Origin of the sequence: Ureaplasma miroungigenitalium, from assembly GCF_025780085.1 — a bacterium.
In the GTDB taxonomy this organism is placed as follows: Bacteria; Bacillota_I; Bacilli_A; order Mycoplasmatales; family Mycoplasmoidaceae; genus Ureaplasma; species Ureaplasma miroungigenitalium.
On record NZ_JAOXHL010000011.1, the window covers coordinates 1 to 567 of the forward strand.

Consider the following 567-nt stretch of genomic DNA (forward strand, 5'->3'; position numbering starts at 1 on the left):
ACATATGTGTATCACATCAATTTTGAATTTCATCATATGTTTTTGCTGCAAACAAAATCGCTGGCAATCCGTGTGCTCTAATTTTTACTACTTCATATTTAAATTTCATTCAGTTTCACTTCACTTTTTAAATATATTGTTTCAATTGATATATACATATTTTTAATATGCATGCATGTATGTATGTGTGCATGCATTTTGCCTTATTATAACTAATTAAAAAGAGTTAATAACATCTGGACTATTTTATTGATTATTACCTGGTAAAGTAGGATTAACCTTCTTATTACCAGTGATATTTGGATTATCTTTAATTATCTTTTTGCTATCAATATCTATTGCACTTTCTCGTTGTTTATCCTTTGTCGCATCATAGTTTTTATCGATAACATTAAATATGCCTGAATGCGCAAAATTAATAGAATGATGCGTTTTTTGGCGGGTAATAATGATTGTTTTCCAAAATCATTTTTCAGCATCACCTTTTGCTTCGATGTCACTAATAACTTTTAAAGTGATGAAAAAAGGGTAAGCCATTTGGTTTACCCCCATTTTTCCTAGACTTCC

Annotated in this window: 1 protein-coding gene; it reads right to left on the reverse strand. The window is 29.3% G+C overall.

The window, feature by feature from the left end; translation table 4 throughout:
* Positions 1-246: 246 nt before the first annotated feature.
* Positions 247-567 (reverse strand): hypothetical protein (locus OF376_RS03175; protein WP_263822068.1); only part of this gene is annotated, 321 nt, incomplete at its 5' end.